This window comes from Kitasatospora sp. NPDC004240, from assembly GCF_053603215.1.
This window is the reverse complement of the sequence record NZ_JBSGFD010000125.1, coordinates 1-25631: the sequence shown is the minus strand read 5'-3', so window position 1 is coordinate 25631 and position 25631 is coordinate 1. Positions and strand designations below refer to the sequence as shown.

Below are 25631 nucleotides of genomic sequence, written 5' to 3'. Positions count from 1 at the left end.
GGGCGGCCGGCGGGGCGGGCGCGGGGGCCGCGGCCTGCGGGGCGGCGGCGGGCGTCGGCTCGTCGTCCACGGTGACGCCGAAGTCGGTGGCGATGCCGGCGAGGCCGTTGGCGTAGCCCTGGCCGACGGCGCGGACCTTCCAGGCGCCGTTGCGCTGGTAGACCTCGACCACGATCAGCGCGGTCTCCCGGGTCAGCTGCGGCGGGGTGAAGGTGACCAGCACCTCGCCGGTGTCGGCGTCGCGGACGGTCGCGGTGGGCTCGATGCCCGCGAACGGGGTGCCGGCCTCGTCCGGGCTGGCGGTCACCACGATCTTGGTGATGCCGGCCGGGACGGCGCGGGTGTCGATGGTGATGGCGTCCGGGCTGCCCGGGGTGGCCGGCCGGTGGGTCACACCGGGGCCCTGGGGGGCGTTGAAGAACACGAAGTCGGCGTCCGAACGGACCTTTCCGGCATCGGTGAGCAGCAGGCCCGAGACGTCCAGCGCCTTGGGCGCGGTGACCTCGACGGTCACCCGCGCGGCGGTCAGCGGGGCGTTGCCGCCTTGGGTCAGGACCGTGGACACGAACTCCTCCTCGGATGCGGGATCCGCACTGCGACGGTGCGGTGGCCCCCACAGTAACGAACCGGCATGGCGAAGCGGTCGGCAGACGGGCCGTGAGCTGTCGGATCGTATGGCCGCAGGGCGGGTCGGCGCCGCCGGAGCGCCGGGGCCGGCGTACGGGTCCGGCGGCGCTCGGCGGGTGGTGCCCGGCGGGCAGGGCTCAGCGGGTGGTGGCGACCAGGACGGCCCGGGTCGGGGCGGCCGGTTCGGACCCCGGCCGCTCGAAGGCGCCGAGGGCGGCGACCGCGCGCGGCCGGTCGATGCCGAACCCGCTCGCGCTCCAGCTCTCCGTGACGGTCTTGGCCGGGGCCGTGACGCCGGCCGTGACGGCCCCGCGCACCCCCAGGGTGTACCGGCCGGGCGGGAGGTCGGCGCCGGGTCGCACGGTGAAGCGGTAGAGCAGGGTGCCGCGCTCCTGCTGGACGGTGACCACGGACTCGGGCAGGTCGGTCCAGGTGGTGCCCGGGCCCGCGGCGAGGTCGCCGGCCGCGAGCCGGAACTCCGCCTGGAAGGCGGTCAGCGACTCGGTCACGGTCAGCGTCAGCACGTGCCGGGTGCCGCCGTCGCGGCCGATCGGCTGCACGGTGGCGGCGCCGGCGAGGACCGGGTCGGCCCACTCGTCGTCCGGGTCGCCGGGCTCGTACGAGACGTCGTCGTACCCGTCGGCGCCCCCGGTGCCCTTCCCGGCGTCGATCCCACCGGGGCCGGTGCCGGTGCCGATCCCGTCGCCGGGGCCGGACGCGCCCTGGTCGGCGCCGGCCGCCGCGGGGGCGTCGGGGATGACCGGGTCGGGCAGGGCCGGGGCGGTGCTCAGCGGGCGCGGGCCGGTGTGGGGCTGCCCGGCGGGTTCGGCGCCGGGCTCGGTGGGCGGCGCCTGGGGCAGGCCCGACCCGGCCTCGGCCTCCTGCGGCCCGGGGGCCGTCGGCGAGGGGGTGCCGACCGGGGTGGCGGCCCCGGAGCCGGTCGGGGCCGGGGTGGTGGCCTGCGCGGTGGCGGGCGCGGTGGCGGGCGGTGTCGTGGCGGGCTTCGCGCCGTGCGGGGCGGGGGAGGGTGTCCGGGGCGGGGTGGTGGTGCCGGCGGAGGCGGACGGCTGACCGGCCGGGCCGTCGTGCCGGTCGTCGGAGACGGGCCGCGGCCGGTCGGGGGAGGTGTCGCCGGGCGGGGCGGTGGTGCCGACCCGGGCGACCCCGGCCCGGCGGCCCACGCCCTGCTGCTCGTTGAGGAGGTAGGTGGTGGCGATGCTGATGCCGACCACGGTGGACATCGCCATCGCGGCACCGGAGAAGCGGAGCGTGGGCAGGCGCAGCCGTCCGCCGAACGGCCTGGGCCGGCAGTGCCGTCCCTGCCGTGTGACGCAGGCGCGGACCGCCTCCTCGGTGTCGTCCCGGAGCTGCACCGGACCCCTCCTCCGCTGGAAAGCCGTCTGATCCCGCCGCTGCCGCTGCTGCCATCGTCGTCGCGGCCGTCGGCGTTTCACGGTGTCGCCGGTCCAACTCGCCGCGGCCGACGCCGTATTCTCCCATGCGCCGTTCGGCGGACTGACATGTCCCCGTCCTGACGCATCCCCACCCCGCCAGGTCGCGGGCCGCGGTGGCGCGGCGGGCACCGCCGGGAGGGCGTGCGCGGGTCCGCGCGCGGGTGCCCGCGCGGGCAGGGGTTCATGAGCGTAGCAGCGGTGACCCGGAATGCGACCGACCCGTGGACGGATTCGATCCACGCATCGGACTTCCGTTCCGGCAACGGAAGTTGACGGTCCGTCTGACAAGTCGTCCGGTGGTCGCGGGCCGCCGTCGGTAAGGACTCCCGGGGCGGGCCGGGGATTATTGCAACCTCCTTGCAACCCTTGCCGCCGCGGACCGCCGTGACGCACGCTGATGGCATCCCACGCCGTTCCCGGAGAGATCGTCATGCCGCCCGACCCCCTGCCAGCACCCTCCAGTGCCCCTCTCGCCGCTACCCCCACGGGCGGCGATGAGGCAGGCTCCACCGCCGCTCCGGCGGCGGTGGAGGAGGTGCTGAACCTGCGGATCTCGCTGGGCGAGGAGGTCGTCGGCGAGGTGCGGACCCGGTTCCGCTTCGCCGCCGAGCGGCCGTACGAGGTGCTGCTGACCTTCCACCTGGGCCGGCCGGACGAGGCCGACTGGGTGTTCTCCCGGGACCTGCTGCGCGACGGACTGGTCGCCCTGAGCGGGCAGGGCGACGTCAAGCTGTGGCCGGCGTACTGCCCCTGCCACGGCTCGACGCTCCACCTGGCGCTCGAATCTCCGCACGGCAGCGCCCTGCTGGAGGTCTCCAAGCCCCGGGTGCAGGCCTGGCTGGACCGGACGTACGCGCTGGTCTCCGAGGAGGCCGAGCGCTCCTACGGCCCCACCGACGCCCAGCTGTCCGCACTGCTCGCGGGCGGCTGCTGACCGGCCCCCTGCCGCTGGGCCGACGGGTGCGCCGCGGCCGGCAGCCGCGGCCCGCGCCGGCCCGGCAGCCGGGCCGTGCCCGCCGCGAGCCCGGTCCGCAGCCGGCGCACGGCGGGCGCCGAGGAGGCCGGCAGCAGGTCGTACGGATCGTCCGGGCCGTCCACCGTGACCAGCACCGATTCGGCGAAGCGGTACGGCCGGTGGGCCAGCAGACCGCCCAGGTAGCGGCGCAGCCGGGACAGCTCGGCGCGCACGGTGACCGTCCGCCCGGGGTCGCCGAACAGGCCGTCGGCGAGCTGGGCGGCGCTGCGCCCGCCGCGCTCGGTGGCGAGCAGCAGCAGGAGCTCGGCGTGCCGCGGGGTGAGCGCGTGCGACCAGGCGCCGGCGGCGCCGCTCACCGACAGCTCGGGCCGTTCGGGGCGGCGCAGGTCCAGCCGGAGCCGGGCGCCCTCGGTCTGCTCGGCCGCCGCGTCGCCGTCCGGGCCGATCCCGCCCGGCGCGAGCACCGGCCGGATCAGCCAGCCGTCCGCGAGCGGTTCCACCACGCACTCGCCGAGGGTCGGCAGCCACTGCACCGCGGACGTGCCCCAGCCCTCGGCGGGCAGCCGCAGCCGGGCGGGCGGCGGCATCCCGGCCGCGGCGGCGGTCCAGCCGGCCGCGTCGACCACCAGGGCCGGGCCGTCCGTCCGGGCCAGCAGCGGGGTGGCGACCGTGCGCAGCCGGTGCAGTGACTCCAGGCGGCGGGCGCGCAGCTCGGCCTCGGCGAGGCGGGCGGCGGTGGCGGTGAGCTGGCGCAGGTACGGCTGCACGTGGTGGGCGGGGCCGCTGAGGTTGATCACGCCGGCCAGCCGGCCGGTGCCGGGGTCGTGGATCGGCGCGGCCACGCAGGTCCAGGCGTGGTGGCTGCGCAGGTAGTGCTCGAAGGAGTGGACGTGCATCGGGCGTCCGGCGCGCAGCGCGGCGGCGATCCCGTTGGTGCCCACGCTCTCCTCGGTCCAGCGGGCGCCGGTGAGGAAGCCGATCCGGTCGGCGCTGCGGCGCAGCCGGCGTTCGCCCTCCTGCCACAGCACGTGGCCCTCGGCGTCGGCGATGGCGAGGATCAGCGGGGTCTGCCCGGTGGGGGCGAGCACGGTGTCGCGCAGGACGGGCAGCAGGTCGTCGAGGCCGCTGGCGCGCCGGCGGTGCTCGATCTCGGCGGGCCCCAGGTGCACGGTGGCGGCGCCGCGCTCGGGGTCCAGGCCCAGTCGGCGCAGTCGCGCCCAGGAGTCCTCGATCTCGGGGCGGGGGGAGAGTGCCGGTTCGCGCGGGGAGGGGCCGCGGAGGGCGGCGGGACCGTCGTCCGGCCCGTCGGAGAAGGTGCGGTCGTGGACCTCGGCCAGCTCGGCCATGGTCGGCGCGGGACGGCGCTGGGGGCGTCGGTTCTGCCGTCCGGTCTGCCGCACTCGGTCACTCCTCGCCGCCGTCACCGTCGGCACGCCGGGGCCGACGCGCGCAGACGAAAGATTACGGGGGCGGCCGGGCAGGGGGGACGGACTCCGTCAATCGCGGCGGATTTGCCCGGGTGGCACACGGCGGCCCGGCCGGGGCGGGTGGGCGCGGGCCCGGGTGGCGGTACGCGGCGGCGGGTGGCGCGGTGCCCGGCCGGGGGCGGGCCGGTCGGCCCCCGGGGGCACCCGGGAGTGCCCTTCCGGCCGTCCCGGCCTGCCCTTCCGGTCGCCCGGGGCGGCGCGGCGGCGGAGGATCGGGGTGCGGGAGGGCCGGTGCGGCCCCGGACGGGGGCCGGGGCCGGTGTCGTACGGGAGGTCCGGTGCTGCCGCTCGCGGTGGACCCGTTGGACGCGTCGTCGCTGCTCGCGGCCTTCGGGGCGCTCGGTATCGCGGTGGTGCTGTTCGCCGAGACGGGGTTGCTGGTCGGGTTCTTCCTGCCCGGTGACTCGCTGCTGTTCACCGCCGGGCTGCTGTGCGTGCCCGGCGCCACGAAGGGGCCGCAGCTGGAGCTGTACCAGGTGCTGCCGGCGGCGATCGCGGGGGCGGTGCTGGGCGCCCAGACCGGCTACCTGATCGGCCGGCGGGGCGGTCCCGCGTTGATGCGCCGCACCCGCCGACGAAGCGTGCTGGAGGGGGTGGGCCGGGCCGAGGTGCTGCTGACCCGGTACGGGCACGGCCGGGCGATCGTGCTGGCGCGGTTCGTACCGGTGGTGCGGACGGTGCTCAACCCGCTCTGCGGGGTGCTGGGGGTGCCGCTGCGCACCTTCACCGTCTGGCAGGTGGCGGGCGGGCTGCTCTGGACGGTCGGGCTGGTGCTGGCCGGGTACGTGCTGGGCTCGTCGGTACCCGATATCGACCGTTATCTGCTACCCGTCGTGGGTCTGGTAGTAGTTGTCTCCGTGATCCCGATCCTTCTGGAAGTGTTCCGCGCCCGGAGGCGTCGGCGCGGCGGTGACGGCGGTGACGGTTAGTGGCCCCGGCCGTGCTCGCGGTGTACGACGGCAGCGGCGTCTCGGGCGGCCTGTACACCCGGGTGGTCGGCTGGGCCGCGGCCTCCCCGCACTGGCTGGACCAGATGGTGCGGTACTGGTCGGCGTTCGGGCTGCTGCTGTTCGCGCTGCTGATGGTGGCCGGCTGGTGGCGGGCCCGCGGCGCTCCGTCGGCGGTGATGGCCCGGGTGCTGGCCTCGCCGCCGGTGGTGCTGGCCGCGTTCGCCGTGAACTCGGGCCTCAAGTCGCTGGTGGAGGAGGGCCGGCCGTGCGCCCGGCTGCTGGCCGGCGCCACCCTGGAGGCCTGTCCGGGCCCCGGTGACTGGTCGTTCCCGAGCAACCACTCGGTGGCCGCCGCGGCCGCGGCGACGGCGCTGCTGGTGGCCGACCGGCGGCTGGGCCGGGTGGCCGTCCCGGCGGCCGCGGCGATGGCGCTCTCCCGGGTCTGGGTGGGGGTGCACTACCCGCACGACGTGCTGGTCGGCGCGCTGGTGGGGGTGCTGGTCGCGGCGCCGCTCGCCCTGCTCGCGGCCCGGGCGGCGCCCCTGGTCGACCGTGCCCGCGCGGGGGTCCTCGGACCCTGGTTCGGCCGGGGCGTACGGCCCTTGTGCGGGCGGGACGGCCGGTGGAGCATGTGATCCGGGCGAGGTTCCCGCTGCCGTCGGGGCCGCCCGGACCGGCCGTGCCAGTGGAGGGATGCGCCCATGCCGTACCGACTCGACGTCACCGAGGGTGACTGGCCCGCCGGGGATCCCGCGAAGGCGGAGGACCTGCGCAAGGGCGTGGAGGGCATCCTCGCCGGGAGCCTGGTGCTCACCCTGGCGACCGCCGGCCCCGAGCGCGGCCCGCACGCCAACCCGCTCTTCTTCGCGTACGACGAGGACCTGGTCCTGTACTTCGTGAGCGCGCGCTCCACCCGGCACAGCCTGCACCTGACCGAGGAGGCCAGGGCGTCCGCGAGCGTCTTCCTGCCGCCGTCGGTCTTCGGCGAGGAGCTGCGGGGGGTCCAGCTGTCCGGGAGCGCCGGCGAGGCGTGGGGGTGGCAGGCGCAGGCGGCGCTGGCCGCGTACCAGGGCCGGTTCCCGGCGTTCGCGCGGGCGGAGGAGGCGCGCCGGCAGTTCCTCGACGGGGGCGGGGCGGCGGCGCTGTACCGCTTCCAGGTGGACGAGATCACGGTGGTGGACGACCAGGCCCTCGGGCGGCACAACCACCTGCGGGCCCGCGTGGTCCGGTGAGCGCAGGCCCGGTCAGGTTGTCTGTACAACTTTCCGGGCCGGTTCACCTCCGGGCCCCCGCCCGGACGTCTCGCGGACATCTGGCCGCACCAGCCTGGCCGCATGAGAGTCATCGTCGTAGGAGCGGGCGTGCTCGGCACCATGCACGCCTGGCAGGCCGTGGAACGCGGCCATGAGGTGGTCCACCTGGAGCGGGAGGCCGAGGCGCGCGGCGCCTCGGTGCGCAACTTCGGGCTGGTCTGGGTCAGCGGCCGCGCCCCGGGGGAGGAACTGGCCACCGCGCTGCGCGCCCGCGAACTGTGGGAGGGGATCGGCGCCCGGGTGCCCGGCCTCGGGTTCCGGGCCAACGGCTCCCTCACCGCGATCCGCACCGAGGCCGAACTCGCCGTCGCCGAGCAGGCGACGACCCTGCCGGACGCCGACGCGCGCGGCTACCGGCTGCTCGACCCGCGGCGCACCCGGGAGCTGAACCCGGCGCTGCGCGGCGAGCTGCTGGGCGCCCTGTGGTGCGAGCGCGACGCCGCCGTCGAGCCGCGCACCGCCCAGCCCGCCCTGCGCCGGGCCCTGCTGGCCTCCGGTCGCTACACCTTCCTGCCCGGGCGCGAGGTCCGCGAGGTGACCGGGGCGGGCGCCGTCCGCGACGACCACGGCGAGGTGCACCGCGGCGACCAGGTGATCCTGTGCACCGGCGCCTGGCTGGGCGGGCTGGTCCGCGAGCTGGCGCCCGACCTGCCCGTGCGCCGGGTGCGGCTGCAGATGATGCAGACCGACCCGCTGGACGAGCCGCTGACCACCTCGGTCGCCGACGGGGACAGCTTCCGCTACTACCCGGCCTTCGCCGGGGGCGCGCTGGAGCGGCTCAAGGAGGTCCAGCCGCAGCCGCCGGTCGCCGCCGAACACCGGATGCAGCTGCTGATGGTCCAGCGCCACGACGGCGGGCTGACCATCGGCGACACCCACGAGTACGACCAGCCCTTCGGCTTCGACGTGGTCGAGGACCCGTACGACCACCTGGCGGGCGTGGCCGAGGCGCTGCTGGGCCGCCCGCTGCCCCGGGTGCGCCGCCGCTGGGCCGGGGTGTACGCGCAGTGCGTGGACACCACCCGGGTCGTCCACCGCGAGCGGGTCGCCGACGGCGTCTGGCTGGTCACCGGGCCGGGCGGCCGCGGCATGACCTGCTCGCCCGCCATCGCCGAGACCACCGCCGACCTCGCCTCCCTGTGAAGGACGTCATGACCCCTGGAATCCACGACACCCACGACATCCGGCTGGTCGTGCTCGACATGGCCGGCACCACGGTCGCCGACGACGGACTGGTCGAACGGGCCTTCGCGGCCGCCGCCGGCGAGCTCGGCGTCGAGGCCGGCGGCCCGGAGCACGCCCGCATGCTGGAGCACGTCCGGGCCACCATGGGCGAGTCCAAGATCTCGGTGTTCCGCCACCTGTTCGGCGCGGAGGAGAAGGCGCAGCGGGCCAACCGGGCCTTCGAGGCCGCCTACCACGACCTGGTGGACGCCGGGCACTGCGCCGCGCTGCCCGGCGCCGCCGAGGCGATCGCCGAACTCCGCGGCCGGGGGCGCACGGTGGTGCTCACCACCGGCTTCTCCCGGGCCACCCAGGACCGCATCCTGGCCGCCCTCGGCTGGGAGTCGATCGCCGACCTGACGCTCTGCCCCGCCGAGGCCGGGCGCGGCCGCCCGTACCCGGACCTGGCGCTGACGGCGCTGCTGCGCACCGGGACCGACTCGGTGCGGCAGATCGCGGTGGCCGGGGACACCGGCTACGACATGCTGACCGGCATCCGGGCCGGGGCCCCGGTGGTGGCCGGGGTGCTCACCGGCGCGCACGGCGAGGAGCGGCTGCGGGCCGACGGGGCCACCCATGTGCTGGCCTCGGTGGCGGAGCTGCCGGCGTTGCTGGGCTGAGCCGGGTCCGGGGCCGGGGCCGGGGCCGGGGCCGGGGAAGGGGAAGGGGCCGGGCCGGGGCCGGGTCCGGGGCCGGGGAAGGGGAAGGGGCCGGGCCGGGGCCGTCCGACGGGTGGCCCCCGCCTCGCCCGTACGGCCGGGGAGCGCGACGGAGCCCGCCGTCCCGCCCCCGGGAGGGGGTGGGGCGACGGGCTCCGTGGAACCTCGCGGGGGGCGCGGATCAGACCTGGCCGGCCTTCTCCAGGGCCTCGCAGCAGGTGTTGATCAGCAGGCGGGTGACCACGTAGGGGTCGACGTTCGCGTTCGGGCGACGGTCCTCGATGTAGCCCTTCTGCTCCACCTCGACCTGCCACGGGATGCGGACCGAGGCACCACGGTTGGAGACGCCGTAGCTGTAGACGTTCCACGGGGCGGTCTCGTGCTTGCCGGTCAGGCGGGACTGGATGTCGTCACCGTACTGGTTGACGTGCTCCAGGACGATCTCCTGCGAGGCACCCAGCGACTCGCAGGCGGTGATGATGGCGTCGTAGCCCTCACGCATGGCCTTGGTGGAGAAGTTGGTGTGCGCACCCGCGCCGTTCCAGTCGCCACGGGCCGGCTTGGCGTCCAGGGTGGCGTCGATGCCGAACTCCTCGGCGGTGCGGTAGAGCAGGTAGCGGGCGATCCACAGGTCGTCCGAGACGGTCAGCGCGTCGACCGGGCCGATCTGGAACTCCCACTGGCCGGGCATGACCTCGGCGTTGATGCCGCAGATCGCCAGGCCGGCGTCCATGCAGCGGTCGAGGTGCAGCTCGACGATCTCGCGGCCGAAGACCTCCTCGGCGCCGACACCGCAGTAGTAGCCGCCCTGCGGGGCCGGGTAGCCGCCCTCCGGGAAGCCGAGCGGGCGGGAACCCTTGAAGAAGGTGTACTCCTGCTCGATGCCGAAGATCGACTCCTGGGCGGAGTACTTCTCGGCGACCTCGCGCAGCAGGGCGCGGGTGTTCGACTCGTGCGCGGTACCGTTCGTCTCCAGGACCTCGCAGAGGACCAGGATGTTGTCGCCGCCGCGGATCGGGTCCTTGGTGACCTTCACCGGCTCCAGCACGCGGTCCGAGGCGTGGCCCTCGGCCTGGTTGGTCGACGAGCCGTCGAAGCCCCAGGTCGGGATCTTGTCCGCGTTGGGCAGGACCCGAGTCTTGGAGCGGAGCTTGGCGGTCGGCTTGGTGCCGTCGATCCAGATGTACTCGGCCTTGATTGCCACGGCGGTGTACCTCGCAAACTGAGTGGTGGGTGCCCGCGTAGCGTCGCAAGTCGCCGTTTCCCGGTTGTTCCCCTCATGTAACGCGCATGTGAACCAACCGTCCGCGTCGGCACGGTCACTGTCCGGGAGTGCCGCGGATGGCACTCCCGGGGGCCGCGGTGCCGCCCTCGGCGTCGCCGGCGCCCGTACGCCGGTGCTTCCGGGGCCCGTGCGTCAGTGCTTCCGGGCGTGCGCGGCCCGGCGCCGGCGGGTGGCCAGGAGGGCGGCGGCCCCGGCCAGCAGCAGGGCGCCCGCCCCGGCGGCCAGCGGGACGGTGGCGCCGCCGCCGGTGGCGGCGAGGTGTCCGCCCTCCTCGGCGCCGGCCCGCGGGGCGGGCCGGGCGGCCCGGGTGCCCTGGTCGACGGCGGGCCGCACCGCGGCGGGTGTGGTGGCTGCGGGCGTGCTGGTGGCCGGGGTGGTGGCCGGGGCCGGGCCGCCGGGCTTCTCGCAGCTCACCGAGGCCACCGTGATCCGGCCGCTGACCCGGGCGACGTTCAGATTGAGCGGGTTCACCTCCACCTTGACCTCCAGCGCGGAGGCGGCGGCGGTGGTCGAGGTGGTGGTGCGCCGCGAGAACTCCACCGAGACGCTGCCGATCAGCGGCACCTCCACCGTGGTCGGGCTGTACAGGCCGACGGTGACCGGCTGCCCGAGGACGCTGACCCGGGCCGGCGCGGTGACGTTCGCGGTCGGCTGCCCGTCGACCGGGCAGGTCGCCTCGGCGCTGAGCGCCTCCAGGCCGAGCAGGGTGGTGGCGGGCAGACCGGGGGCGTGCACGTCGGCGTTGACCAGCCGGACGGAGGCGCCGGTGCCGTTCGCGTCCGCGCGGGTCTCCGAGCGGCCGAGGTCGGCCTTGACCAGGGTGACCGGGCCCTTCTGGTCGACGCCGTCCACGGTGGCGGTGAGGATCGAGCCTCCCCCGGCCTGGGGGCCGGGAGGTGCCCCCACGCGCTGCTGCGGGGTCTCGACCCGGTTGAGCGAGACCTTCACCGGGACGACCACCGCGCGGTTCGCCAGGCCGACCTCCAGGTCGAGCTCGGCGGTGACGGCAGCGGCCCGGCCGGCCGGCGCCGGGGCGGGCCCGGTGGCCACCGCCGGTGAGGCGGTGAGCAGCGAGCAGACCACCACGGCGGCGGCTGAGGAAACGATTCGGCTGGACGTGGTCCGGTGCGAAGGCATGGTGGGATCCCCGGGTCTGGTGTGCGTTGGAGCGCGCCAGTCTTCTCGAACGATCCGTCACATGAGTAACACTGAACGTCATTTCACTCGTTAGGGTGAGGTGGACGTCCGGGGCTGACCGTTTCGGTCGCCCGCCGTGCCGGGCCTGTCCGCCGGGCTAAGGCAGCTGCCAGTTCACCGGCTGCGCGCCCTGCCGCACCAGCAGCTCGTTCGCCCGGCTGAACGGCCGGGAGCCGAAGAAGCCGCGGTCCGCCGACATCGGGCTCGGGTGGACCGACTCGACCGTCGGGACGTTGCCCAGCAGCGGGCGCAGGTTGCGGGCGTCGCTGCCCCAGAGGATCGCCACCAGCGGGCCGCCGCGCGCCACCAGCGCCTTGATCGCCTGCTCGGTGACCGCCTCCCAGCCCTTGCCCTTGTGGGCGCCGGGCTTGCGCGGCTGGGTGGTCAGCGACCGGTTGAGCAGCAGCACGCCCTGCTCGGTCCAGGGCGTGAGGTCCCCGTTGGAGGGCTGCGGCAGGCCGAGGTCGGTGCCGTACTCGCGGTAGATGTTGATCAGGCTCGGCGGGATCGGCCGGACGTCCGGCGCCACCGAGAAGCTCAGGCCGACGGCGTGGCCGGGCGTCGGGTACGGGTCCTGCCCGACGATCAGGACCCGGACGTCGGCGAGCGGCTGCTGGAACGCGCGCAGCACGTTCGCCCCGGCGGGCAGGTAGGTACGGCCGGCGGCGATCTCCGCGCGCAGGAAGTCGCCCATGGCGGCGATCCGCCCGGCGACGGGCTCCAGGGCGGTGGCCCAGCCGGGCTCGACGATCTCGTTCAGTGGACGCGGTGCCATGGTCGTCACCCTATCGGCCCACACCGACAACGCGTCACCGCGGACGATCAGCCGATCGGACGGCCCCTCAGCACCACCAACTCCGGGTCCGCCAGCACCCGGACGTCCGCGCGCGGGTCGGCCCCGTACAGCACCAGGTCGGCCGGGGCGCCCTCCTCCAGGCCGGGCCGGCCCAGCCAGGCGCGGGCGCCCCAGCTGGCCGCCGACAGCGCCTCGGCGGGGGTGAGCCCGGCCTTCACCAGCTCGGCCACCTCGTCGGCGACCAGGCCGTGCGCGAGCGAGCCGCCGGCGTCCGTCCCGACGAAGACCGGGATGCCCGCGTCGTGCGCGGCGCCGACCGTGTCGTAGCGGCGCTCGTGCAGCCGGCGCATGTGCGCGGACCAGGCGGGGAACTTGCCCTCGCCGCCGGCCGCCAGGGCCGGGAAGGTGGCGATGTTGACCAGGGTCGGGACGATCGCCACCCCGCGCTCGGCGAAGGCCGGGATCAGCTCCTCGGTGAGCCCGGTGGCGTGCTCCACGCAGTCGATGCCGGCCGCGAGCAGATCCGGCAGGGACTCGGCGGCGAAGCAGTGCGCGGTGACCCGCGCGCCCTCCTCGTGGGCCGCCGCGATCGCCTCGGCGAGCGCGTCGCCGGGCCAGCAGGCGGCCAGGTCGCCGCGCTCGCGGTCGATCCAGTCGCCGACCAGCTTGACCCAGCCGTCGCCCCGGCGGGCCTCGGCGCGGACGTAGGCGGCGAGGTCGCCGGGCTCGATCTCGTGCGCGTAGTTGCGGATGTAGCGGCGGGTGCGGGCGATGTGCCGGCCGGCCCGGATGATCCGGGGGAGGTCCTCGCGGTCGTCGATCCAGCGGGTGTCGGCGGCCGAGCCGGCGTCGCGGATCAGCAGGGTGCCGGCGTCGCGGTCGGTGAGCGCCTGCTTCTCGCTGGTGGCGGCGTCCACCGCGCCGTGCGCGTCCAGGCCGACGTGGCAGTGGGCGTCCACCAGGCCGGGCAGCGCCCAGCCGGTGAGCGTGCGCACGTCCCGGGCGCCGGCCGGCGCGGTGAAGGTCACCCGGCCGTCCACCACCCAGAGCTCGTCCCGGACCTCCTCGGGCCCGACCAGGACCCGACCCCTGACGTGCAGCACCGCGCCATCGCTCATGGCCCGCACTCTACCCACGGCGCCGGGCGGTGTCCCGGGTCAGTGTTCGCAGGCCGTTCACCCGCCGGGCACCTCGGTCTCACCGCCCGCGGGCAGGCTCCTGTGACAGGTGAAGTTGGCTGTACAACTTCGCCGATCGTCGAGGAGGAGAGACCATGTCCGAGCTGTCCCCGTACTGGTTGCGCGACAACTGCCCCTGCGACGGGTGCCGGGATCCGCGCAGCGGGCAGAAGCTGTTCGCGATCACCGACCTGCCCGACGGCCTGGCCGTCGCGGAGCGGGCCGAGGAGGACGGGCACCTGGTGGTGCTCTGGTCGGACGGGCACCGCTCACGCTACCCGCTGGACCGGCTCGCCGCGTGGACCGGGCCGGCCGCCGCGGGCGCGGGCGACGGGCGCACCGAGGAGGGCAAGCGGCTCTGGACGGCGGCCGACTTCGCCCGCGGCCTCCCGGAGGCGGACTGGGACGCCTACCTGGCCGACCCCGAGGAGCGGATCGCGGTGCTGGGCGCGGTACGGCGCTCCGGCTTCGCGGTGCTGCGCGGGGTGCCGGCGGTGGAGCGGCAGGTCCTGGCGGTGGCCGCGACCTTCGGGTACGTCCGGGTCACCAACTACGGCGAGCTGTTCGACGTGCGCGTCGAGCCGGAGCCCACCAACCTGGCGTTCACCGGCGCCGCCATCGACCCGCACACCGACAACCCGTACCGCGACCCGGTGCCCACCCTCCAACTGCTGCACTGCCTGGAGAACTCGGCGCAGGGCGGCGACTCCGGGCTGGTGGACGGCTTCGCGGCGGCCGCGCTGCTGCGCGCGCAGGCGCCCGGGGACTTCGCGGTGCTCACCCGCGTCCCCGTGCCGTTCGTCTTCCGCGACCGGGGCGCCGAACTGCGCGCCGAGCGCCCGCTGATCGAGGTGGACGGCCTCGGCCGGATCCGCGGGGTGCGCTTCAACAACCGCTCGACCGCCACCCTGCGCGGGAGCGCCGGGGAGCTGGACGCCTTCTACGCCGCGTACCGGCGCTTCGCCGCGATCACCCTGCGCCCGGAGCTGCGGCTGGACTTCCGGCTCGGCCCGGGGGACTGCCTGGTCTTCGACAACGTCCGGCTGCTGCACGCCCGGACGGCCTTCGGCGGGGACGGCGCCCGCCACCTCCAGGGCTGCTACGCCGATCTGGACTCGCTCGCCTCGACGCTCGCGGTGCTGGAGCGCCGGGCGGCCGCGCTGGACACCCTGGCCGGGCTGTTCGCCGGCGAGGGCGCGGGGGAGTACCTGGGCGAGGAGGTGACCATGGCCGAGCACATGCTCCAGGCCGGCGCGCTGGCCGAGGCCGAGGGCGCCCCGGCACACCTGGTCGCGGCGGCCCTGCTGCACGACGTCGGCCACTTCCGGGGCGCCCTGAGCGGACGGGACGCCCTGGGCGGACGGAGTGCCCTGAGCGGACGGGACCTGATGGGCGGGCGGGACAACCGGCACGGTGACACCGGCGCCGACTGGCTGGCGCGGTGGTTCGGCCCCGAGGTCACCGGGCCGGTGCGCCTCCACGTGGCCGCCAAGCGCTACTTGTGCGCGGTCGAGCCGGCGTACCGGGCCGGGCTCTCCGCGGCCTCCGAGTACACCCTCGGGGTGCAGGGCGGCCCGATGGACGGGGAGGAGGTGGCCGCCTTCGCCGCCCACCCGGGTGCGGCGGACGCGGTGGCGGTGCGCCGCTGGGACGAGCGGGCCAAGAGGGCCGGGGCGCCGACGCCGTCGTTCGAGCACTTCCGGCCGCTGCTGGCGGCGCTGATGGGCTGAGGCCCCCGGGGCCGGCGCCCGGCCCCGGTCTCAGTCCTCCTCGCGCGCGTGGCGCGAGAGGGCCGAGGTGGCCAGCGAGTTGTGCACGCTGAAGGCCACCGTGCCGGGCAGGTAGCGGTCCTGGGACCACTCCACCGGGGTGCCGGTCGGGTCGGTGGTGCGGCGCCGTTCGCGCAGCAGCGGGCCGCCCCGGCGGCAGCCCAGCAGCCGGGCGTCCTCGGCGTTGGCGGCGATCACGTCGATGGTGTGGTCGGCGTCGGTGAACAGGATGCCGTGCTCGCGCAGCACCTCGGTGTGCGAGACCACGTCGGCCGGCAGCTCGGCCACGATCTCGCCGACCCGGGGCGGGTAGACCGTGCGCTCGACCATCACCGGGGTGCCGGAGAGCGTGCGCAGACGGACCGTCACGTACACCTCGGAGCCGGGCTCCAGGCGCAGTTGCTCGCGTTCGGCGGCGTCGGCCGGGCGGCGGACCAGCGAGTCCAGGATGCCGCCCGGCTCCTCGCCCATCGAACGGGCCCAGTGGGTGAAGCTGAGGAGCTCGGAGAAGCTCTGCACGCGGGCGTTGCCGAGCACCACCCGGCGGGTGCCGCGGCGGGAGGTCACCAGGCCGTCGGAGCGGAGCACCGCGAGGGCCTGACGGACCGTCCCGCGCGAGACGCCGTACCGCTCCGCGAGGGCACCCTCGGCGGGCAGCCGGCCGGCCTCGCCGTACGCGCCGGTGGTGATGGCCTCGCGCAGGTCGGCGGCCACCTTGCGGTAGAGCGCGCCGGCCGGGGCGGGGCGTTCGGCGGCCGTGGGGTGCTCCGGTTCCAGCGCCACGTCTGTCAAAGTCCCTCCTGGGGCGGTGTCCTGCGCAGCCCGTGCCGGCGCGGACAGCCCGACCCTATCCCGCTGCGCGTCCGAAGCATCGCACCCGGCGGGCGGGCGGCAGGGGCCGTGATTCCACCGTTCCCGCAGCCGACCCCGGTTCTGGGCCGGCCGTTCACCTTCCCGTCACCGGACTCCGGCGTACTTACCCCCGTCGGCGAAGTTGGCTAGTCAACTCGGGCCGCTCCGCTCACCCGGAGCGACCCCGGGACCCTTCGCCCGTCCTCACTCCGAGACCCCTCGCGGGACCTCCCGCGGCCCCTCGCGCAGTACGCCAGCCGTACGCCCCCGATCTGGAGACACACCCGTGACCGTGCACCGCGCCCGTGCCGCCGCCCTCGCGGCCGTCCTGACCGCCGCCGCGCTCTCCCTCACCGCCTGCGGCTCCGCCGGCACCGCGAAGTCCGGCACCGCGAAGGCCGGCGACGCCGCCAAGCCCGGGGCCAAGGACGCCAAGGACGCGACCTCCGCCGCCGACCTCGGCGGCATGGACGGCCTGATCGCCGCCGCCAAGAAGGAGGGCAAGCTGCACGTCATCACGCTGCCCCGGAACTGGGCGAACTACGGCAAGATCATCGACGGCTTCAAGGCCAAGTACGGCATCGAGGTCGAGGAGGAGAACCCGGACGGCTCCAGCCAGGACGAGATCAACGCGATCAACTCCCGCAAGGGTCAGGACCGCGCCCCCGACGTGGTCGACCTCGGCAGCGCCTTCGCCCTCCAGGCGGTCAAGGACGGCCTGCTCGCCCCGTACAAGGTCGCCACCTTCGACAAGGTGCCGGACACCATGAAGGACGCCGGCGGCGCCCGGGTCAACGACTACGGCGGCTACATCTCCATCGGCTGCGACGCCAAGAAGATCGCCAACTGCCCGAAGACCTTCGCCGACCTGCTCAAGCCCGAGTACAAGGGCCAGGTCGCGCTGAACGGCAACCCGACCAAGTCCGGCTCGGCCTTCGGCGGCGTCTACGCGGCCGCCCTCGCCAACGGCGGCTCGCTGGACAACGTCCAGCCCGGTATCGACTTCTTCGGCAAGCTGAAGCAGAACGGCAACTTCAACCCGGTCGAGTCCACCCCGGCCACCATCGAGAAGGGCGAGACCCCGATCTCGATCGACTGGTCCTACCTGAACGCCGGCTACGCGGAGCAGTTCAAGGACAAGGGCGTCGACTGGAAGGTCTCCATCCCCTCCGACGGCAGCTACGCCCAGTTCTACAACCAGGGCATCAACAAGTGGGCCCCGCACCCGGCCGCCGCCCGCCTGTGGCAGGAGTACGTGTTCAGCGCCGAGGGCCAGAACCTCTTCCTCGGCGGCTACGCCACCCCGGCCACCTTCGACGCCCTGAAGAAGGACGGCACCCTCGACACCGCGGCCGCCGCCAAGCTGCCCGCCATCGAGAAGCCCTTCACCACCTTCCCGAGCGTGGACCAGATCAACGCGGCCAAGAAGGTCGTCACCGAGAACTGGACCAAGGCCATCGCCGGCTGACACCGGCACCCGGCACTCCTACCCGAACGGGCTGAACCCACCTCATGACCACGGCTCCCACCCCGGTGCCGACCACCCCCGCCGCCACCTCCCCCGGTGGCGGCGCGGGGGCGTCCGCCACCGCCACGGCCCCCGCCCCCCGGCGGCGGTCCCTCCCCCGCCCGGGCGGCGGCTCCTGGCTCGCCGTCCTCCCGCTGTTCCTGTTCTTCCTGATCGGCTTCGGCCTGCCCGCCGTCGCCATCGTGACCGGCGCCTTCACCACCTCCACCGACGCGGAGGAGGGCGCCGGGCGGTTCACCCTGGACAACCTCACCGAGTCGGTCAGCGGCGCCTACCTGACCGCGATGCTCAGCAGCCTCAAGCTGTCCGCGCTCACCGCCTTCCTCTCGGTGCTGATCGGACTGCCGCTGGCCCAGGCCGTGGTGACCTCCCGGCACACCTGGCTGCGCCAGGCCGTGCTCACCGCCTCCGGGGTGCTCGCCAACTTCGGCGGCCTGCCGCTCGCCTTCGCCTTCGTCGCCACCCTCGGCAACGCCGGCGAGGTCACCAAGCTGCTCCACCTCACCGAGCACGGCTGGACGCTCTACTCCTTCACCGGGCTGACCATCGTCTACCTGTACTTCCTCGTCCCGCTGATGGTGCTCACCATCACCCCGGCCCTGGACGGCCTGCGGGTCCAGTGGCGCGAGGCCGCGCACAACAACCGGGCCACCACCCTCCAGTACTGGCGCCACGTGGCCCTGCCGATCCTGCTGCCCTCGCTGCTCGGCGGCTTCGTGCTGCTCTTCGGCAGCGCCTTCGCCGCGTACGCCACCGCCGCCGCCATGGTCGGCGCCACCGTGCCGCTGGTCAGCCGCTCCATCGCCGACGCGCTCTCCGGCAACGTGCTGGTCGGCCAGGGCAACCTCGCCCTCGCCCTCAGCCTCAACATGATCGTGGTCGCGGTGCTCGTGATGGCCGTCTACCTGCCCCTCCAGCGCCGGAGTGCCCGATGGCTCAGCTGACCCCCGCCGCCCGCACCCGGCCCCGCCCCCGCTACTGGCGCGGCGTCGTCCTGGCGCTCGCCGGCGTGTACTTCCTGGTGCCGCTCGCCGCCGCCACCTACTTCTCCGTCGACGAGCCGGACGGCTACTCCCTGGAGGCCTACACCGGGCTGCTCGCCGCCCCCGGCTTCCTGGACAGCCTCTGGCTCACCCTGCGGCTCGCCGTGGTCACCGTCCTGGTGCTGCTCCTGCTACTGGTGCCCGCGCTGATCGCGGTGCGCCTCGGCTCGCCGAGGCTGCGCCCGGTGATCGACGTGCTCTGCACCCTGCCGCTGGTCGTCCCCCCGGTCGCGCTCACCGCCGGCATCATCGGCGTGCTGCGCTGGGGCCCGGACTACCTGATGGAGACGCCCTTCTTCCAGACCTTCGTGTTCGTCCAGGACCCGGACTTCCCGCTGGTCCTGGTGATCGCGTACGTGCTGATGGCCCTGCCGCTCGCCTACCGCGCCCTGGACGCCGGCCTGCGCGCGATCGACGTGCGGACCCTGGTCGAGGCCGCCCGCAACTGCGGCGCGAGCTGGCCGCGCGCGGTGTTCACCGTGGTGCTGCCCAACCTGCGCGGCGCCCTGCTGAACGCCTCCTTCCTCACCCTGGCCCTGGTGCTCGGCGAGTTCACCGGCGCCTCGATCCTCGGCTACGAGCCCTTCCCGGTGTGGATCTACTCGGTCGGCAACAGCCAGGCCCACATGTCCGTCGCGGTCTCCATCCTGAGCCTGCTGCTCACCTGGGTGCTGCTGCTCCTGCTGGCCGCCGTCGGCCGCGAGCGCCACCGGCCGACCGCCTCCTGAACCCCCTCACCCCCGGAGTACCACCATGACCACGGCCACCGCCCCCGTCGCCGGAGTCCCGCTCGCCCCCGGCAGCGCCACCGTCGAGTTCCGCTCGCTGCGCCGCGCCTTCGGCGCCACCACCGCGCTGGACGGGCTCGACCTCACCGTCCACCCCGGTGAACTGCTCGCCCTGCTCGGCCCGTCCGGCTGCGGCAAGACCACCGCGCTGCGCATCCTGGCCGGCTTCGAGCAGCACGACTCCGGCCAGGTGCTGGTCGACGCCGAGGACATCACCCGGATCCCGGCCCACCGCCGCGACGCCGGCATGGTGTTCCAGTCGTACAGCCTCTTCCCGCACCTCACCGCCGCCGACAACGTCGCCTTCGGGCTGCGGATGCGTGGCGCCGGCAAGGCCGAACGCCGCCGTCGCGCCCAGGAGCTGCTGGAGCTGGTCGGCCTGCCCCAGCACGCCGGCCGCTACCCGCACCAGATGTCCGGCGGCCAGCAGCAGCGCATCGCCCTCGCCCGGGCGCTCGCCCTGCAGCCGCGCGTCCTGCTGCTGGACGAGCCGCTGTCCGCGCTGGACGCCAAGGTCCGGCTCACCCTGCGCGAGGAGATCCGCCGCCTGCAGCAGGAGCTGGGGATCACCACCCTGTTCGTCACCCACGACCAGGAGGAGGCCCTGTCGATGGCCGACCGGGTCGCCGTGCTGCGGGCCGGACGGCTGGAGCAGTGCGCCACCCCGTCCGAGCTGTACGGGCGCCCGGCGACCGCGTTCGTGGCCGAGTTCGTCGGGACGATGAGCCGCATCCCCTGCGAGCGGGCCGGGGACGGCGTCGAGGTGCTCGGCCGCCGGCACGCCGTGGACGGCGCCCTGCCCGCCGACGGCGAACTCCACGTGCTGGTCCGCCCGGAGAACGTGGTGCTGGTCCCGGCCGTCGACGGCCCCGCGCTGGTCGTCGCCGCCTCCTTCCTGGGCGCCGTCACCCGGCTGACCGTCCGGCTCGCCGACGGCACCGAGGTCAAGGCCGACCTGCCGACCCCCGAGGCGGCCGCGCTGCCGATCGGCTCCGCCGCGGAGCTCCGGCTCCCCGAGCGCCCGGTGCTGGTCGACCGGCGTACCGTCTGAACCGTCCGCCGTTCGCCGTCCACCCCGTGACCGAGCACCACCGAAGGTACCGCCATGCCTGAAAACCCCCATCCCGCCGCCGTGTTGTTCGACATGGACGGCACCCTGGTCGACACCGAGCACCTCTGGCTGGAGGCCGCCGGCGAACTGGCCCGCGAACTCGGCCACACCCTCGACGACACCGACCTGCCCGAGGTCCTCGGCCAGGCCGTCGAGCACACCGCCGCCCACCTGCGCCGGGCCACCGGCACCGCGCTCAGCGAGGCCGAACTCGCCGAGCGGCTCGGCGAGTCCTTCGCCGGCAAGGTCGCCGCCCGCACCGTGCCGCGCCCCGGCGCGCTCGCCCTGCTCGCCGAACTGCGCGCGGCCCGGGTGCCCACCGCCCTGGTCTCCGCCTCGCCGCGCCGGGTGGTCGACCTGGTGCTCGCCACCATCGGCCGGGACTGGTTCGCCGTCACCCTCGCCGCCGAGGACACCCCGCGCACCAAGCCCGCACCCGACCCCTACCTGGCCGCCGCCGACCGCCTGGGCCTCGACCCGGCCGCCTGCGTCGCCGTCGAGGACACCCCCACCGGCGTCGCCTCCGCCACCGCCGCCGGCTGCGCGGTGCTGGCCGTCCCCTCCACCCCCGCGCCGATCGCCGCCGCCCCCCGGGTCACCCTGCTGCCCAGCCTCGCCGACGCCGACCTCGCGCTGCTCGGCCGGCTCACCCCCGCCCGCTGATGGCGTACCTGCTGCTCGCCCTCGCCATCGTCAGCGAGGTCGCCGCGACCAGCTGCCTCAAGCTCACCGAGGGCTTCACCCGGCTCTGGCCCAGCCTCGCCGTCGGCGTCGGCTACGCGCTCTCCTTCCTGCTGCTCGGCCGCGCGCTCAAGCACATCCCGGTCTCCGTCGCGTACGCGGTCTGGTCCGGCGCCGGCACCGCGGCGGTGGCGGGCATCGGGGTGGTGGCCTTCGGCGAGACGCTGGGCAGGCTCCAGTGGCTGGGGATCGCCCTGGTGATCGCGGGGGTGGTGGTCCTCAACCTCAGGGGCGGCCACTGAGGCCGGGGCCGGGGGCGCCCCGGGTCGTCCGGATAACCGCTGGCCATTCCCGCCGCCCGCCGCCACGATGCCGGGTATGCCACCCGCCTCGCCACCGCTGCTGCTCCTGGACGTCGACGGCCCGCTGAACCCGTACGCCGCGAAACCGCAGCGGCGGCCCGAGGGGTACGGCACCCACCGGGTGAAACCGGCCTCCTGGGTGGCCCGCCACCCGCGGACACCGCAGGAGTACGTCAAGCCGCTGCGGCTGTGGATCAACCCGGCGCACGGGCCCGAACTGCTGGCCCTGCCCTACGAGCTGGTCTGGGCGACGACCTGGATGGACGAGGCCAACACCTGGATCGCCCCGCTGGTCGGGCTGCCCCCGCTGCCGTACGTCGCCTGGCCGCGGATGCACCACGAGGACCCGGACGGCCTGCACTGGAAGACCCGCCACCTCGTGGAGTGGGCCGCCGGGCGCCCGTTCGCCTGGGTGGACGACGAGTTGGGGCCCGCCGACATCGAGTGGATCGAGGCGCACCACCCCACCCCGGCGCTGCCCCTCTGGGTGGACCCCCGGGCCGGACTGGGGCCGCCGCACTTCGCCCTGCTGCGCGAGTGGGCCGAGGACGACGGGTGACGGGACGGCCGGTCAGCCCCCGGCGAGCACCGCGGTGAGCGCGGCCAGGAAGCGGTCGGTGGTGGCCTCGTCCCGGACGGCGATCCGCAGCCAGTCCGCGCCCAGCCCGGGGAAGGTGTCGCCCCGGCGGACGGCGAAGCCCCGCTCGCGCAGCCGGGCGCGGACCCGGGCCGCGTCCGGCAGCTCCACCAGCACGAAGGAGGACGCGGCCTCGCCGTGCGTCCGGACGGCCGGGAGGGCGGTCAGGCCCTTCAGCAGGTGCGCCCGGTGGCCGGCCAGTTCGAGGGCGGCGGCCTCGGCCTCGGCGAGCGCGGCGGGGGCGCTGCACGCCCGCGCGGCCGCCAGGGCCGGGGTGGAGACCGGCCACAGCGGCTGGGCGGCCTGCAGGTCGGCGATCAGCGGCGCCGGGCCGAGGACGTAGCCGATCCGCAGGCCGGCCAGGCCCCAGGTCTTGGTGAGGCTGCGCAGCACGACCACCCGGCCGGGGAGGGCGCGGGCGGCGGCCAGCGATTCGGGCTCGCCGGGGACGGTGTCCATGAAGGCCTCGTCCACCACCAGGGTCCGTCCGGGCCGGGCGAGCCCCGCCAGGGTGGCGGCCGGGTGCAGGACCGAGGTCGGGTTGGTCGGGTTGCCGACGACGACCAGGTCGGCGCCCTCCGGGACGGCGCCGGGCGTCAGCCGGAACCCGTCGGCGGGCGTCAGCAGCACCCGCTCCACGGTGTGCCCGGCGTCCCGCAGCGCAGCCTCCGGTTCGGTGAACTGCGGGTGCACCACGACGGCATGACGGGCCGTCACCACCCGGGCGAGCAGCACGAAGGCCTCCGCCGCCCCGGCGGTGAGCAGCACCTCCCCGACGGGCCGGCCGTGCCGGGCGGCGACGGCGGCGCGGGCGGCGGTCGGGTCCGGGTAGGCGGCGAGGTCGCCGAGCGTCCCGGCCAGGTGCTCGCGCAGCCACCCCGGCGGGGTGCCGGTGCGGACGTTGACGGCGAGGTCGACCAGGCCGGAGTCGCGCACCTCGGCGTCCCCGTGGTGGCGCAGGTCGGGCTCGGCGGGGATGTGGCCGGTCACGAGGGGTCTCCTGGGAGGGCGAGGCCGGGGACGCGCAGCGACGCGTAGCGCCCTTCCGGCGGGTCGTACCGCGAACCGTCCCCGGTGGCGACCAGGCAGACGGCCTGCCCCCGGGCGGCGAGCGCGACGGCCGTCGGCAGCGGTTCGCCGTCCGTGACCCGGCGGGTGCCGGGCCGCAGCAGGTCGGCGATCAGGGCGACGTCCGCGGCCGGGCCGACGACCACCGAGGCGCGGCGCAGCTCCTCGACGGCGCGCGGCACCAGCAGGTCCCGCTCGCCGGGGCCGAGGCCGACCACGGCGAGCCGTCCGCGCACCGCGGTGCGGGCGACCGCGACCGTGGTGGCCGCCGACTTCCGTTTGGGGACGAGGAGTTCGCCGCCGCCGGAGCCCAGCAGGGCGGCCGCCTCGGCGACGCTCGGGGTGCCGACGGCCTCCCGTACGGCCCCGGACGGGTGGGGCACCGCCACGGCGGCCAGCTCCTCGGCGGGCAGGCCCACCACCGGGACGCCCAGGCAGAACGCCGCCCAGCGGACCGCGGGGTGCTCGGCCTTCGCCGCCACCGTGGCCAGCCGGGCGACGGAGGCGCGGGCCAGGCCCTCGGCGTCCAGGGTGGCCGTGATCAGCCGCATCAGCTCGGTGTCCTCGGCGGTACTGCCCGCGCCCACCCCCAGCACCAGGCTGCGCGGGTGGACCAGCAGCACGTCCTCCTCCGGGTACGTGCGGTCGGTGATCCGCAGCACCGGGGCGCCGTCGGGCGCGTCGGGGCGGACGTTCCCCGGCAGCGCGGGCAGCGGGTGGGCCAGCTCCTCCTCCAGGCGCACCGGGTGGCCGTCGAGCACCGCCTGCCGGGCGGCCAGGCCGCCGGGGCCGCGCGTCGCCTGCACGGCGTGGCCGGGCAGCGCGTCCAGCGGGCCGGGTGCGGCGGTGGGCACGGGGACGGTCACCGGGGTGGTGCCGAGGACGGCCGACACCTCCCGGGCCAGCTCCTCGGCGCCGCGGGTCAGGGGTACGGCCCAGCGCCGCGCCGGGTCGACGCAGACCACGGCGTGCCCGTCGGACCAGTCGGACGGCGGCAGGGCGGCGAGCAGCCGGACGGCGGTGGTGAGCGGGGCCAGGCAGACCACCTGCCGGGACTCCAGCAGGGCGCGGTCCAGGGCCTCGGAGGGGCCGAAGCAGGCGCCGGTCACGGCCTGGTGGACGGTGCTGGCGTCGGGCCAGGCGGCGTGCAGCTCCAGAGCGAGCGGTCGGACCGCGGCGTGGACGGCGACCAGGCCGATCATCCGGTGTTCCTTCCGTAGGGCTCGTCGGACGACTCCCGCCGGGCGCGCGACGCGAGGAGTCGGACGAGCCCTGTCCACCCGGCGGCCCGGGTGGCGGGCCACAAGATCCCACCACGGGCCCGGCGGACGGGTCAATCGAGGTGCCTGTGAGCTTGACCGCCCGGTCCCGTAGGCTCACGCGTGCGACTCGTCCGGCCGACTCGTACGGCTGACCGGAACTTCGGGCGGCCGGTCCACGTCGAGCAGAGCGGGAGGCACGAGGGGGTGCCGTGGCACGGGGGAGCGGGTGCGGTGGTCGGTTCACGACCTGAGGCGGGTGGAGCGCGCGGCGAGGGCGGCGTACCGGGGGACCGGCTGCTGTCGGACACCTGGCCGGCGGTGTCCGGCCGGCCGGTGCTGCGGCGGTCCATCGCGGTGGGGCTGGTGCTCTGCGTGGCGTTCACCGGGGTGGTGCTGGTGCGCGGGATCTCCGCGCTGTCCGCCGACCGGGTCGCGCCCGAGACCGACCGCGACCGCGCCGAACGGCTGGCCGGGCTGCACCCCTCGCAGCACCCGGGCGCGGGCCGCTACTACGTACCGGTCGGCGCGGTGTACACCCACACCCAGGACGGCGCCCCGGTCGCCTACCTGCACTACCGGCTGAGCGGCGGTCACGACGTCGACGTGGCCGACTTCCTGCGCACCTACGACCTGCCGGCGCCCGGGCCGCGCACCGCGCTGCCGGCCGACCTGACGGCGGCCCTGGCGGGCGAGGAGCCGGAGGAGGTGCAGGAGATCCTGGCGACGGCCGCGGCCGTGGCGACGCCCACCTCCGTGCCTGCGCCGACGCCCTCCACGGGGGCGGCCGCGAGTCCCACCGCGACGGTGTCGCCGCCCGTGCCGGGTGCCCCTCCCGGGGCCTCGGCGGGGGCCACCCCCGAGGCCACTTCGGAGGCCTCTCCCGGGGCCACCGAGGGTGCCTCCGGGGAGGAGGCGGAGGACGAGGAGGGCGACTGCCCGGACGACCGGCCGGAGCCCTCGGCGGACCCGATGGTGGGCGCGACGGCGGGCGCCACGGCCGGCCCGGGGCCGACCCTCGCGTCCGTGACGGCGACGGCGCGGCCCGCCCCGATGCGGATCCACGCCCCCGAGGTGCGCGAGTCGCCGTCGGCCGAGCCGCCGGCCGGTCCCCCGGCCGGGGCGGGCCCCGGCCCGACGGCCGCGCCCACCGCGGACCCCACGCCCACCGTGTCGCCGAGCGCCCAGCCGTTCGCCGTCCGCCGCATCTACGTGGCCCCGGCGACCACCGGTCTGCCCGGGGCGGCCGACATCTACGTCCGCGCCGGGGGCTGACCGGCCCGCCTCCGGGGTTCCGCGCTTCCGCGCCAGGGCGGCGGAAGGCCGCCGCTGCCCACCGCTGTTCGAGATCGCCAACCACGGCACCGCGCACCGCCCGCTCTCGGTG

At 75.8% G+C, this 25631-nt stretch carries 25 protein-coding genes; 15 read left to right on the top strand and 10 right to left on the bottom strand.

Annotated elements, in window-relative coordinates; genetic code table 11:
* A partial coding sequence (locus ACWEQL_RS28355) for a TerD family protein (protein ID WP_452153170.1) occupies positions 1–553 on the bottom strand: 553 nt, incomplete at its 3' end.
* A 211-nt stretch (positions 554–764) separates the two neighbouring features.
* Entirely contained in the window at positions 765–2000 is a 1236-nt protein-coding gene (locus ACWEQL_RS28350; RefSeq protein ID WP_452153168.1) for a hypothetical protein, read from the bottom strand.
* A gap of 511 nt (positions 2001–2511) precedes the next feature.
* Here ACWEQL_RS28350 and ACWEQL_RS28345 point away from each other — a divergent pair.
* Positions 2512–3015: an SsgA family sporulation/cell division regulator gene (locus ACWEQL_RS28345; protein ID WP_452153167.1), complete on the top strand. Its 504-nt coding sequence runs from the start codon at positions 2512–2514 to the stop codon at positions 3013–3015.
* On the opposite strand, the gene ACWEQL_RS28340 is transcribed toward ACWEQL_RS28345, so the two are convergent.
* Positions 2964–4457: a GAF domain-containing protein gene (locus tag ACWEQL_RS28340; RefSeq protein WP_452153166.1), complete on the bottom strand. Its 1494-nt coding sequence runs from the start codon at positions 4455–4457 to the stop codon at positions 2964–2966. The genes ACWEQL_RS28345 and ACWEQL_RS28340 overlap by 52 nt on opposite strands.
* 365 nt (positions 4458–4822) lie before the next feature.
* Between ACWEQL_RS28340 and ACWEQL_RS28335 the strand changes: the two genes are divergently transcribed.
* The 5 genes from ACWEQL_RS28335 (at position 4823) to ACWEQL_RS28315 (ending at position 8651) form a co-directional block, all read left to right on the top strand.
* The gene (locus ACWEQL_RS28335) at positions 4823–5473 is read left to right on the top strand and encodes a DedA family protein (RefSeq protein WP_452153165.1); all 651 of its coding nucleotides are present in this window, start codon (positions 4823–4825) and stop codon (positions 5471–5473) included.
* On the top strand, positions 5473–6129 hold the full coding sequence (locus ACWEQL_RS28330) for a phosphatase PAP2 family protein (RefSeq protein WP_452153164.1): 657 nt from the start codon (positions 5473–5475) through the stop codon (positions 6127–6129). Before ACWEQL_RS28335 ends, ACWEQL_RS28330 begins: the two co-directional genes overlap by 1 nt.
* A 66-nt stretch (positions 6130–6195) precedes the next feature.
* Positions 6196–6726, top strand: coding sequence for a hypothetical protein (locus tag ACWEQL_RS28325; protein WP_452153163.1), 531 nt, complete (start codon positions 6196–6198; stop codon positions 6724–6726).
* Positions 6727–6828: 102 nt separating this feature from the next.
* Positions 6829–7950 (top strand): TIGR03364 family FAD-dependent oxidoreductase, encoded by a 1122-nt coding sequence (locus tag ACWEQL_RS28320; protein WP_452153162.1) that lies wholly within the window; start codon positions 6829–6831, stop codon positions 7948–7950.
* An 8-nt stretch (positions 7951–7958) separates the two neighbouring features.
* Positions 7959–8651, top strand: a complete 693-nt coding sequence (locus tag ACWEQL_RS28315; RefSeq protein ID WP_452153161.1) for a phosphonatase-like hydrolase — start codon at positions 7959–7961, stop codon at positions 8649–8651.
* Positions 8652–8871: 220 nt separating this feature from the next.
* Here ACWEQL_RS28315 and glnII read toward each other — a convergent pair whose 3' ends face one another.
* The 4 genes from glnII to ACWEQL_RS28295 all read right to left on the bottom strand — a co-directional run bounded on the left by glnII (position 8872) and on the right by ACWEQL_RS28295 (position 13086).
* Positions 8872–9894: a glutamine synthetase GlnII gene (glnII, locus tag ACWEQL_RS28310; RefSeq protein WP_452153160.1), complete on the bottom strand. Its 1023-nt coding sequence runs from the start codon at positions 9892–9894 to the stop codon at positions 8872–8874.
* A gap of 213 nt (positions 9895–10107) precedes the next feature.
* Positions 10108–11112: an SCO1860 family LAETG-anchored protein gene (locus ACWEQL_RS28305; RefSeq protein WP_452153159.1), complete on the bottom strand. Its 1005-nt coding sequence runs from the start codon at positions 11110–11112 to the stop codon at positions 10108–10110.
* 157 nt (positions 11113–11269) lie between these two features.
* Positions 11270–11947 (bottom strand): uracil-DNA glycosylase, encoded by a 678-nt coding sequence (locus tag ACWEQL_RS28300; protein ID WP_452153158.1) that lies wholly within the window; start codon positions 11945–11947, stop codon positions 11270–11272.
* A 47-nt stretch (positions 11948–11994) separates the two neighbouring features.
* Positions 11995–13086 carry an amidohydrolase family protein gene (locus ACWEQL_RS28295; protein WP_452153157.1) on the bottom strand — a complete coding sequence of 364 codons (1092 nt, stop codon included), beginning with the start codon at positions 13084–13086 and terminating at the stop codon, positions 11995–11997.
* A gap of 155 nt (positions 13087–13241) precedes the next feature.
* Between ACWEQL_RS28295 and tmpA the strand changes: the two genes are divergently transcribed.
* Positions 13242–14876, top strand: a complete 1635-nt coding sequence (tmpA, locus tag ACWEQL_RS28290) for a 2-trimethylaminoethylphosphonate dioxygenase (RefSeq protein ID WP_452153156.1) — start codon at positions 13242–13244, stop codon at positions 14874–14876.
* Between the two features lie 30 nt (positions 14877–14906).
* On the opposite strand, the gene ACWEQL_RS28285 is transcribed toward tmpA, so the two are convergent.
* Positions 14907–15698, bottom strand: coding sequence for a GntR family transcriptional regulator (locus tag ACWEQL_RS28285; RefSeq protein WP_452153169.1), 792 nt, complete (start codon positions 15696–15698; stop codon positions 14907–14909).
* A gap of 355 nt (positions 15699–16053) precedes the next feature.
* Between ACWEQL_RS28285 and ACWEQL_RS28280 the strand changes: the two genes are divergently transcribed.
* The 7 genes from ACWEQL_RS28280 (at position 16054) to ACWEQL_RS28250 (ending at position 21839) form a co-directional block, all read left to right on the top strand.
* The gene (locus ACWEQL_RS28280; RefSeq protein ID WP_452153155.1) at positions 16054–17235 is read left to right on the top strand and encodes an ABC transporter substrate-binding protein; all 1182 of its coding nucleotides are present in this window, start codon (positions 16054–16056) and stop codon (positions 17233–17235) included.
* A 44-nt stretch (positions 17236–17279) separates the two neighbouring features.
* Positions 17280–18239, top strand: a complete 960-nt coding sequence (locus ACWEQL_RS28275; RefSeq protein WP_452153154.1) for an ABC transporter permease — start codon at positions 17280–17282, stop codon at positions 18237–18239.
* A complete protein-coding gene (locus ACWEQL_RS28270; RefSeq protein WP_452153153.1) occupies positions 18227–19066 on the top strand; it encodes an ABC transporter permease in 840 nt (279 codons plus the stop codon). Before ACWEQL_RS28275 ends, ACWEQL_RS28270 begins: the two co-directional genes overlap by 13 nt.
* Positions 19067–19091: 25 nt before the next feature.
* Positions 19092–20177, top strand: coding sequence for an ABC transporter ATP-binding protein (locus tag ACWEQL_RS28265; RefSeq protein WP_452153152.1), 1086 nt, complete (start codon positions 19092–19094; stop codon positions 20175–20177).
* Positions 20178–20231: 54 nt separating this feature from the next.
* Positions 20232–20900, top strand: coding sequence for an HAD family hydrolase (locus ACWEQL_RS28260; RefSeq protein WP_452153151.1), 669 nt, complete (start codon positions 20232–20234; stop codon positions 20898–20900).
* Complete coding sequence (locus tag ACWEQL_RS28255; RefSeq protein WP_452153150.1) at positions 20900–21220, top strand: DMT family transporter; 321 nt, start codon at positions 20900–20902, stop codon at positions 21218–21220. The genes ACWEQL_RS28260 and ACWEQL_RS28255 overlap by 1 nt, the downstream gene beginning before the upstream one ends.
* 76 nt (positions 21221–21296) lie before the next feature.
* The gene (locus tag ACWEQL_RS28250) at positions 21297–21839 is read left to right on the top strand and encodes a hypothetical protein (RefSeq protein ID WP_452153149.1); all 543 of its coding nucleotides are present in this window, start codon (positions 21297–21299) and stop codon (positions 21837–21839) included.
* Positions 21840–21851: 12 nt separating this feature from the next.
* Here ACWEQL_RS28250 and cobC read toward each other — a convergent pair whose 3' ends face one another.
* Both cobC and ACWEQL_RS28240 read right to left on the bottom strand, forming a co-directional pair.
* Positions 21852–22907, bottom strand: a complete 1056-nt coding sequence (gene cobC / locus ACWEQL_RS28245) for an Rv2231c family pyridoxal phosphate-dependent protein CobC (protein WP_452153148.1) — start codon at positions 22905–22907, stop codon at positions 21852–21854.
* Positions 22904–24187 (bottom strand): cobalamin biosynthesis protein, encoded by a 1284-nt coding sequence (locus ACWEQL_RS28240; RefSeq protein ID WP_452153147.1) that lies wholly within the window; start codon positions 24185–24187, stop codon positions 22904–22906. Before ACWEQL_RS28240 ends, cobC begins: the two co-directional genes overlap by 4 nt.
* Positions 24188–24478: 291 nt before the next feature.
* On the opposite strand from ACWEQL_RS28240, the gene ACWEQL_RS28235 reads away from it, so the two are divergent.
* Positions 24479–25519, top strand: a complete 1041-nt coding sequence (locus ACWEQL_RS28235) for a hypothetical protein (protein ID WP_452153146.1) — start codon at positions 24479–24481, stop codon at positions 25517–25519.
* The last annotated feature ends 112 nt before the right edge of the window (positions 25520–25631 follow it).

Bases quoted from the DNA above. Each gene is read 5' to 3' on its own strand.
- ACWEQL_RS28240 (WP_452153147.1), bottom strand. From the start codon at position 24,187: ATGATCGGCCTGGTCGCCGTCCACGCCGCGGTCCGACCGCTCGCTCTG.
- ACWEQL_RS28320 (WP_452153162.1), top strand. From the start codon at position 6,829: ATGAGAGTCATCGTCGTAGGAGCGGGCGTGCTCGGCACCATGCACGCC.
- ACWEQL_RS28250 (WP_452153149.1), top strand. From the start codon at position 21,297: ATGCCACCCGCCTCGCCACCGCTGCTGCTCCTGGACGTCGACGGCCCG.
- tmpA (WP_452153156.1), top strand. From the start codon at position 13,242: ATGTCCGAGCTGTCCCCGTACTGGTTGCGCGACAACTGCCCCTGCGAC.
- ACWEQL_RS28275 (WP_452153154.1), top strand. From the start codon at position 17,280: ATGACCACGGCTCCCACCCCGGTGCCGACCACCCCCGCCGCCACCTCC.
- ACWEQL_RS28265 (WP_452153152.1), top strand. From the start codon at position 19,092: ATGACCACGGCCACCGCCCCCGTCGCCGGAGTCCCGCTCGCCCCCGGC.
- ACWEQL_RS28260 (WP_452153151.1), top strand. From the start codon at position 20,232: ATGCCTGAAAACCCCCATCCCGCCGCCGTGTTGTTCGACATGGACGGC.
- ACWEQL_RS28295 (WP_452153157.1), bottom strand. From the start codon at position 13,086: ATGAGCGATGGCGCGGTGCTGCACGTCAGGGGTCGGGTCCTGGTCGGG.
- ACWEQL_RS28270 (WP_452153153.1), top strand. From the start codon at position 18,227: ATGGCTCAGCTGACCCCCGCCGCCCGCACCCGGCCCCGCCCCCGCTAC.
- ACWEQL_RS28315 (WP_452153161.1), top strand. From the start codon at position 7,959: ATGACCCCTGGAATCCACGACACCCACGACATCCGGCTGGTCGTGCTC.
- ACWEQL_RS28300 (WP_452153158.1), bottom strand. From the start codon at position 11,947: ATGGCACCGCGTCCACTGAACGAGATCGTCGAGCCCGGCTGGGCCACC.
- ACWEQL_RS28345 (WP_452153167.1), top strand. From the start codon at position 2,512: ATGCCGCCCGACCCCCTGCCAGCACCCTCCAGTGCCCCTCTCGCCGCT.
- ACWEQL_RS28305 (WP_452153159.1), bottom strand. From the start codon at position 11,112: ATGCCTTCGCACCGGACCACGTCCAGCCGAATCGTTTCCTCAGCCGCC.
- ACWEQL_RS28325 (WP_452153163.1), top strand. From the start codon at position 6,196: ATGCCGTACCGACTCGACGTCACCGAGGGTGACTGGCCCGCCGGGGAT.
- ACWEQL_RS28255 (WP_452153150.1), top strand. From the start codon at position 20,900: ATGGCGTACCTGCTGCTCGCCCTCGCCATCGTCAGCGAGGTCGCCGCG.